This is a genomic window from Mesorhizobium sp. M7A.F.Ca.AU.001.01.1.1, assembly GCF_004022735.1.
Taxonomy (GTDB): Bacteria; Pseudomonadota; Alphaproteobacteria; order Rhizobiales; family Rhizobiaceae; genus Mesorhizobium; species Mesorhizobium ciceri.
In genome coordinates, this window is record NZ_RZPF01000284.1 from 1 (window position 1) to 7479 (window position 7479).

Genomic DNA, 7479 nt, shown 5'->3' on the forward strand with positions numbered 1-7479 from the left:
GTGCTCGAAATAGGCGTTCGATCTCGCCACCCAGGCTGATTTCGCGCGTACGGCGCGCCAGAAGCCGGTCGACCTCAGCGGCTAGGGCAGGATCATCCTGCACATCGGGGGGCATCAGATCTGACAAGTCGATAGGCCCTACGCTGCTTTCTCCTGAATATCTATCCAAGCCATAGGCGGTCGGCGGTGGGCAAGCATGTCAACTTACCCTGAAGATTTGATTTATAGCTGCGATTTGCGAACAATCAGTCCCAAACCATCCGATGCTCGATGCGTAGCCGAATTAACCTTTGTAATTGCGGTGGCGCTGCACCGCTGTTATCCACGCCCCGCCGCTGGGCTCGGCGAAATGTTCCGAGAGCTTCTGAAGTTGAGCGCGTGAAGGAACGGGTGATGCCGATTCTTGTCATGTCGACCTTTCGAGTATTGCCTGCAGACCAACAGGATGGATTTGGCCATGAAAGGAAGCCGACCGGTTATTTCGTTGTTGGATTTCGACATCCTCTCCCGGGCTCTTACGTCAGCCATCAGGGAGAGCCCGGAATCCGATTCGATGGTCCAGGCCCGCGAGCTTGTGTGCCTATACACCGGGAAAAAGTCAGCCGACCAAAATTTGATCGCGGCCTTGCTTCACGCCAGTCGCGCCCAGCTGGACGTGGAAGCATCCAAGACCAATCGCCCGGCAAGAATTGACTGAGTGCCTGCATCTGCTCGACGTGACCTCTCACCGGGTTGTCTCCTCGACGGAGCTACGTCCGAGACGAAGCCCAAAGGCGCGACCGACTAGGACGAATATCCTGACCGCGACACGATAGCCAGCAGGTCACCGAATGGACCTTTGGAAGTCATGGCAGCGGGTTGGACTTCGATCGAGATAGCCGAGGCCATCGAGCGCCGTGGCCGACCGTCGTGGGCGCGAGGAAAGCGCCGCTCTAGATCCCTGCTGCTCGCACGAGCATTTTTACCCCAGGGCCATAAATTTTGCACTGATCTGAGGAACACGCATCTGCAGTCGAAGGTCGGGATGTGCTTGGTGAGGACGACTCCCTCCTTGAAAGGACCAAGCTCTGGTGCGAGGGCCAGCCTCCGGTTCCGAGACCCGGTTGCGGGCGTATGCAATGCAAGCAAGCGTTAAGTTTTTCTGCAGGCCTGGAACCTCTCTCTGAAATCGAAATTGGGTCTGCAGCTTGGCTCCCGGGCCAGGTCTCAAAGCAGGGCCCGCCGCCGTTTGTGTCCTCAGTGGCGGGCCCACTTCGTTTCCGCTCAACGCTACATTGCGATTGACTAAAGCAACGAACATCCAATGAACGCAATCTCACATGGCATCGATCCATGGCCAGGTCGGCACGATCATTTTTTGGGTGACGGTGACCACGCCGACCAGTTGGTCACAAGGAGTGACCAAACGACGAGACCTGTAGCTACGGGCACAACGGCAATCCGGCCCTCCGCGATTTGTCGCGTCGGGTGGTCTTTCCTCCCGATTGCCGCAGCGTCGCAGTGCGACGAGCCGGTGAGATTGGCCGAAGGCCTGACGCCGGAAACGCGCGAGCGCGCTAAAACTACTGGGTGATGCGCGGTGATGGTGGGATGCTATCTTTAACTATGCCGATTTGCGGCTCTTGGCCTTTGGCCGGTCTTGGCCGATGCCTTCCTTGGCGAGGCTCTTTCGAAGAACCGAGGCCAGCTCGACCACGTTCTCCTGAGGCTTTGGCGCCGGTTTCGGAGGCTTTTTGCCCTTTCGCTTGGCGTCGATCATGGCAATCAACGCATCTTCATAGGTGTCCTCGAATTTCGAGGGATCAAACTTCGTCACCTTCTTGTCGATAAGGAGGCCCGCGATTTCGAGCAAATCCGAATCGTATTTTGGGCTTCTCACGTCATTAAAGACGGTGTCTTCCGATGTCATCTCATTGTGGGTGCGCAACTCGGTCAGCAGCATTCCTTTTTCAAACGGCTGTATCAATACTTCGCGGCCGCGCTGATAGAGTACGACGCAGGAACGTGCCGCGACGCGCTTCTTGGCCATCGCATCGCGCAGGACGGCAAAGGCCTCAAGGGAAGCGCCATCTGCCGGGATCAAGTAGTAGGGCTTTTCGAGATAGCGCGTGTCGATCTCGGCAACCGGAACAAAGGAATCGACATCAAGCGTATGCTGGGACGTCAGTTTCAGTTTCTTGATCTCGTCCGGCTCGACGTGGATGAAATCGCCCTTGTCCGCCTCATAGCCTTTGATCTGATCCTCGGCTTCGACAACATCGCCGGTGCCTTCGTCGACATAGGCACTCTTCACGGGTAAACCGTCGCTGCGGTTCAAAATCTTGAAGTGGATTTTCGATGCCTCGCTGGTGGCACCCACTATCTTGACCCCGCACGACACGGAACCGACCCTCAGAAAACCCTTCCAGACCGCGCGTGGCGCCACCATGCCGTTTCTCCTAGACGTCGACTTCCGCACAACGCCAGGCACACGGTTCTGTTCCGCGTCATGGGCAGCACCTTGTCGCAAGCTTATTCCTCACGGTAGTCCAGCAGCTTGGCGTGGCGGAGCCTTTCCTCGCCCTTCAGGAACCGCACGCGACCGACCAGACCAGGCTTAAGCCATTCGGCCTTTTCTTTCTTGAGACCGATAGGCACTGGTCCGCCGACCTTCCCTTGCACGCGATCCCAAAGTCGCTGGCGCTTGTCAGCTTTAAACGCAACGAAAGCGCCGCCGGCATAGCGGCCCTTGTCGGCCATGAGCACCATTGCGGGCTTTCCAGCCTCGCGCTGCACGCCAATAATGTCCATTTCCTTTTCGGCATAGCATTTGATCTTTCGCCAGTTCATCGTCGGCCCGCTGCGATAGACGCTGTCCTTGCGCTTCGAGACCATGCCCTCCAACCCCGCCCTGTCGACCAGGTGATAAACCGCGTCACCGGTGCCGGGCATGGCTTTGCTGACCTGAATGCGGCCGACGGCTGGAATCAGTTCCTGCAGGATCTGGCGGCGGTCTTCCACCGGCATGTTGCGCAAATCATGCCCGTTCAGGTGCAGGAGGTCGAATGCCACCAAATACAGATCGCGCGACGGCTTACGACGGGTGACGGCTGACTGCAGGGCCTGGAAGTCGGACAGGCCGGCCTCGTTGACCGTGATTGTCTCGCCGTCGATGATGAAACTTTCCGCCTCGATCGCCTCCGCCTCTCCGGCAAGTTCGATATAGCGGCCGGTCCAGTCGTAACCGTTCTTGGTGAACAGCCGGATCCCGTTTTCATCCTTGATGATTTGGGTCCGATACCCGTCGAACTTGATCTCATGGAGCCATTCGTCGCCCTGCGGTGGCGTCTCGACCAGCTCGGGCTCCATGGGCTTGATGAACTTCAGACGCATGCGCTGACTCGCATAGTGCGATTCAATTAGCGCTCGCTAAAATGGTTCCGGACCATTTTAGACGAATTGAATGTTTGATGGTTATGACGAAGCTATCCGACCTTGGACCGCCGATTCCCGGCACGCAGCACGGCGGCGAGCCTGCCGACGAGCGCGACAATTTCATGACCTGTCCGGTCTGCGGCCAGCCGTTCGACATGCGCGATTTCCGCCAGGTCGCTTGGCACAATCTGCCTCAGCATGAACCGCTGGAACCGGAGCTTGCCACGGTCCGGAACGCGAACTGGTTGCGGATCCGATCATTGAAATAGCGGCCCTTGGCAAAGGCAGATTTGAAATCGGCGACGATCTCCGGCGGTACATCCAGAAAGTCGTACTGCCTGCCACTCGCTACAAACCACACTGAGAGAACCCTGGTTTCCGGGTCGTATTCGAACTTGCGTATTGAGGTCGACGGCATGGTGCACCAGGTCATTGCCGGTGAGCGACCCGCGAGATGGCCCGCCCAGTGAGGAAGCAGAGAGCGGGCCGACCACGGCTGTACGTCCATGGCCATCATCGCCTCCACGGAAGGACGGTGACAGCATTCCAACTCCCATTGGAATTCGGCGTTCCACACATAAACAAAAAGGCCCGCCACCTCTCGGCAGCGGGCAGTGTAGGTCGCTAGGATCACCCAGCGGTACCTAAAGTACACCCCGCCTCGCCAAAAGGGAAATGTTAGGCATCCCTAATGGACGATTCGGACCCTGGGGCTGACCGTGGGGTATCAAATCCGAGAATATCCTGCGGGCCAGGTGATAGCGGAATACCGAGCTGGGGCCCCGACATCCTATTGCGCCGCCGCACAGGCAACGAAAATGCCCGTGACGCTAACCGATCCGGAAACTACTTTCTTGAGGTGACCGATGAGAGCAACGGGAGGGTGTTCGCCTACCAATACGCCGATTTGCTCTACTGAGTGGCTTTGAGCAGCGGCTGCTGCTTCACCTCCGGGCCAAAACCGGCCGCTCCCATTCATAGCCGCAACGGGCTGTCCTAGGGATAGTTGGACTGGACGGTGTGTTGATTCACCCCTGCTGGATGGCTGAGGTGCAAAACCATGCAAACCACAATGCGCGGATACGCGACAGAAAGCCGTTGCATCGTCGACTTTATTCAAGCCGGAATTCAACCGCATGCTTGTCGGCCTCACGAATGAGGCCACTGTCCATGGCGGCTTCGAACGCCTTGGTGAAATACTGATCATCGGAGGCCTCGTGATCCTGCTGCGCAAGATCGATCGGCAGCGCTCCGATCACGCGGCCCGTTGTCTTCTCGATAACCGTGACGGTCCTCTGCATCATGGTTTGTTGACCGTGTCGTCGACTGCGTTGGCCGTTGCCTTGACGTCCCGGCCGACGCCTCGGACGGTGTTGGCGCAGGCCGCAAGGGCAAAGGCACAGGCAAGAATGACAATCGGTGTGATGCGTAGCAGTTTCATGGACGGGTTCTCCTATTTGTGATTATCAAGTCCGCTTTGCCGTATCGCACCTGTAACCGCCATCACCTTGTTGTGGGCGGCCGCTTCATCGGCGGTGTCAAAGGGCGTTGCGATGTCATCCAGAGCCAGTATCACAGCCAGGAACGGAAGGCCGATCAGCGGTGGTGCGTAGACAACGTACGCTGGGCGGGCATTCTTCATCGCCCATGTAGCACCATTTGTCGGTCAGGACCTAATCCACCTCGCCGACTTCCTGCACCACCGTGGCAAGCGATTCTTTCTATAGGAAACAGCCATGATTTTTCCTGCCGGGTAGCGATTGGGGTATGGTCGTGGAGAAATCTGCTGACAGCAAGTCCGCGACCTGGCCCCAAGTCATATGCGTGCGAGGATGGCCATGGATCAGAAGCAGAGGCGGCCCAGATCCGCCATGCCGAAGCCTTATAGGCCCGCCCTCGGTTTCCAACATTTCAAGCACGAAGTTGTCGAATCTGCCATCCTCAAAAATGGGCGGTTGTCGGCTTGAAGAACTCCTTGAGCATGGATTGGTTCAGGACGTGCAATCGCGACTGCAGATCGTTTCGGCTCCCGGTTAGCTTTCGCTCAGGGCTCATTCTGGACGCGAATGGCTAGACGGATTTAACGGAGCAGGCCCTCGTCGTCGAACGCGTTCCAGCCCTTCAACTTGGGCCGGGGAGCGTCATCTCTGGGGTTATTCCCGGCACCGCGAACCTTCTCGCTACCCTTTCCCGCCCGCGTCAGGGCAGCCTTGCCGGCGCCACGTCGCCTGTTCTCTGTAACTTGCTGCGCGTCCTCTTCACGCCAAAGGCTTGGCAGATCACGATCAAGGATGTCCTCGATGTGCCTGGGATCGAACACGTGGAAGGTGACGGCCTTGGATCGACCGCGCATCTTCACGGTGCGGGTGCCAATGCTTTGCAGCCGTCCGTTTTTCAGCCACTTGTGACGCTCACGCGAAGAGATCGCAAGGATGTCTTCGGCCTCGCGCGGCAGGACCGGGAGTACTGCGATGGTTTCCAGTGCCTTGGCGATCTTGTTCGAGGCGGCCTCGAACTCTTCGGCATCGTCTTCGCGCATCCGCAATGTCATGCGACCAGTCTCGGCTTTGACGTACTTCCTCACCGCCCAAGGCAGGCGGGCACGTATTTCACGCTCGATACCTTTCGTGCGCACCGACGAGCCAAGCGTCGCTGATGGCGGAAGGGGCCACTCGGTAATCAGTGACAACGAGGTGCAGACGCTTTGGCGAGAGCCGCGATCTCGAGGGGCCACAATTGCCGCAGCCAAGCCGCCAAGAATCTTTCGTGTTTGCGCAAAACGCACCGGCATCTGAGCTAGTCGCTTCCTTGTCGCACGGTTTCTACCGCCAGCGACCGGCCGGCAAGGCCTTCAACAGCTCCACCTCGGGTTTCGTGAGGTGGATCCATGCCGCCCAATCATCCGGGCGCAGAACCACAATCTGGCGATTGTGGGTGGGCGCCACGTCCAGGCCGGGTTCCGTCGTCAGCATAGCGAATGTCGGGGGCTTGTTGCCTTCGCCATCGCGCCACAGGGCGGCGATCGCCATGAACGAGGCGCCGTTGAGCGTGAAGCGATGCTTAGCCTTTGGAGACTTCTTTCCCGTGAATTCGAAGAAAGCCGACGCCGGAATAATGCAGCGCTTGCTGTTGGAGACGTTCCGTCCTTCCGAGCGGAAGTTGAAGATCGGCCCGCCTTTGGGCCCGGAGGGCGGAAAGGCAAAGGTCATGCGCGTGAGTTCGATCGTGTCGCCGGCGGCGCGCATGATCGGGGCGGGATCACTGATGCGGATGTCATCCGCCTGCGGCAGATCCAGTTCGGTTTGATAAGTGGGAATGTCGAGCGCCAGCAATTGCATCATCCTGCAATATTCGGCCCAGGCGATATGCTGCTCATAATCGTTGCACATGGCTGCCCACGCTTTCAGTCAGTTGATGACTTATAACAGATAACGCGGCTTGGCTGCGGCGCCACCATCCGGAGATTTTCCGCTATGCCCGAAATCTCGCAATCTGCTTGATGCATTTCGAAGCCGTGCACGGGCGACGTGGATAGACGTGTCGTCGGCAATCAAAGTCCCGTCAGCCTCCCGCCACAGAGGTGCTCGGGCGATGGCCGGGAACCTGTGCAACCATTGCCACCCGGTATGTAGTAACGGAACGAGGCAGTCTGCGGCTGGCGCCCATCGCCTTCCATTTGTTAGGCGCAACGATGTTGCAGACCGTGACGAGGGAGACGAAGTCCGGTGCTACAAGGCGAACCAATCGATCGAAGGTCGCGAAATCATCAGCCAGAAGATGGCGAGCACTGCCGCGAAGGCAGGAAAGCCAAAGGCGAACCAGAGCCGAAACAAGGTGTCATAGCGCTGTGGTGGAGGTTGCTTCTCTGCCGCGGCCTGCATAGCGAGATTGCGCATCTCGATCTGCATCCACACGACTGGAAGCCAGAACAGGCCGGTGATGAGGTAGAGCAGGATCGAAAGCACAATCCACCCCTCGGTCAGCGGATAGCCGGAATGCCAGGCGAGGAATGCACCGGTGACAGGTTGGGCGACGACGGCGGTTGCAGTGAAGACGAAATCGGCG

The 7479-nt window shown here is 58.3% G+C and carries 8 protein-coding genes and 2 pseudogenes; all 10 read right to left on the reverse strand.

Annotation, left to right across the window (positions count from 1 at the left end; genetic code table 11):
• Window positions 1–1603 precede the first annotated feature (1603 nt).
• Window positions 1604–2428: a Ku protein gene (locus EN884_RS18305; protein ID WP_063170823.1), complete on the reverse strand. Its 825-nt coding sequence runs from the start codon at window positions 2426–2428 to the stop codon at window positions 1604–1606.
• Between the two features lie 83 nt (window positions 2429–2511).
• On the reverse strand, window positions 2512–3372 hold the full coding sequence (locus EN884_RS18310) for an ATP-dependent DNA ligase (RefSeq protein ID WP_063170822.1): 861 nt from the start codon (window positions 3370–3372) through the stop codon (window positions 2512–2514).
• A 235-nt stretch (window positions 3373–3607) separates the two neighbouring features.
• The gene (locus tag EN884_RS18320) at window positions 3608–3931 is read right to left on the reverse strand and encodes a KTSC domain-containing protein (RefSeq protein ID WP_245491946.1); all 324 of its coding nucleotides are present in this window, start codon (window positions 3929–3931) and stop codon (window positions 3608–3610) included.
• Between the two features lie 595 nt (window positions 3932–4526).
• Window positions 4527–4718: a hypothetical protein gene (locus tag EN884_RS18325; RefSeq protein WP_063170821.1), complete on the reverse strand. Its 192-nt coding sequence runs from the start codon at window positions 4716–4718 to the stop codon at window positions 4527–4529.
• Window positions 4715–4855 carry an entericidin A/B family lipoprotein gene (locus tag EN884_RS18330; RefSeq protein ID WP_032809501.1) on the reverse strand — a complete coding sequence of 47 codons (141 nt, stop codon included), beginning with the start codon at window positions 4853–4855 and terminating at the stop codon, window positions 4715–4717. The genes EN884_RS18325 and EN884_RS18330 overlap by 4 nt, the downstream gene beginning before the upstream one ends.
• A gap of 12 nt (window positions 4856–4867) precedes the next feature.
• Window positions 4868–5056 carry a hypothetical protein gene (locus EN884_RS18335; RefSeq protein ID WP_063170820.1) on the reverse strand — a complete coding sequence of 63 codons (189 nt, stop codon included), beginning with the start codon at window positions 5054–5056 and terminating at the stop codon, window positions 4868–4870.
• Window positions 5057–5189: 133 nt separating this feature from the next.
• Window positions 5190–5324: pseudogene (locus EN884_RS39625) on the reverse strand (alpha/beta hydrolase); the annotation flags it as partial.
• 170 nt (window positions 5325–5494) lie between these two features.
• On the reverse strand, window positions 5495–6205 hold the full coding sequence (locus tag EN884_RS18345; protein ID WP_244514444.1) for a hypothetical protein: 711 nt from the start codon (window positions 6203–6205) through the stop codon (window positions 5495–5497).
• A gap of 5 nt (window positions 6206–6210) precedes the next feature.
• A pseudogene (locus tag EN884_RS18350) lies at window positions 6211–6803 on the reverse strand (SOS response-associated peptidase family protein).
• Window positions 6804–7142: 339 nt separating this feature from the next.
• Window positions 7143–7479 (reverse strand): DUF2269 domain-containing protein (locus EN884_RS18355; protein ID WP_164895045.1); only part of this gene is annotated, 337 nt, incomplete at its 5' end.

What these genes read in the sequence shown, in the direction of transcription:
- EN884_RS18305 (WP_063170823.1), bottom strand. Translation starts at nt 2,428, where the DNA reads ATGGTGGCGCCACGCGCGGTCTGGAAGGGTTTTCTGAGGGTCGGTTCC.
- EN884_RS18335 (WP_063170820.1), bottom strand. Translation starts at nt 5,056, where the DNA reads ATGAAGAATGCCCGCCCAGCGTACGTTGTCTACGCACCACCGCTGATC.
- EN884_RS18345 (WP_244514444.1), bottom strand. Translation starts at nt 6,205, where the DNA reads ATGCCGGTGCGTTTTGCGCAAACACGAAAGATTCTTGGCGGCTTGGCT.
- EN884_RS18310 (WP_063170822.1), bottom strand. Translation starts at nt 3,372, where the DNA reads ATGCGTCTGAAGTTCATCAAGCCCATGGAGCCCGAGCTGGTCGAGACG.
- EN884_RS18325 (WP_063170821.1), bottom strand. Translation starts at nt 4,718, where the DNA reads ATGATGCAGAGGACCGTCACGGTTATCGAGAAGACAACGGGCCGCGTG.
- EN884_RS18330 (WP_032809501.1), bottom strand. Translation starts at nt 4,855, where the DNA reads ATGAAACTGCTACGCATCACACCGATTGTCATTCTTGCCTGTGCCTTT.
- EN884_RS18320 (WP_245491946.1), bottom strand. Translation starts at nt 3,931, where the DNA reads ATGATGGCCATGGACGTACAGCCGTGGTCGGCCCGCTCTCTGCTTCCT.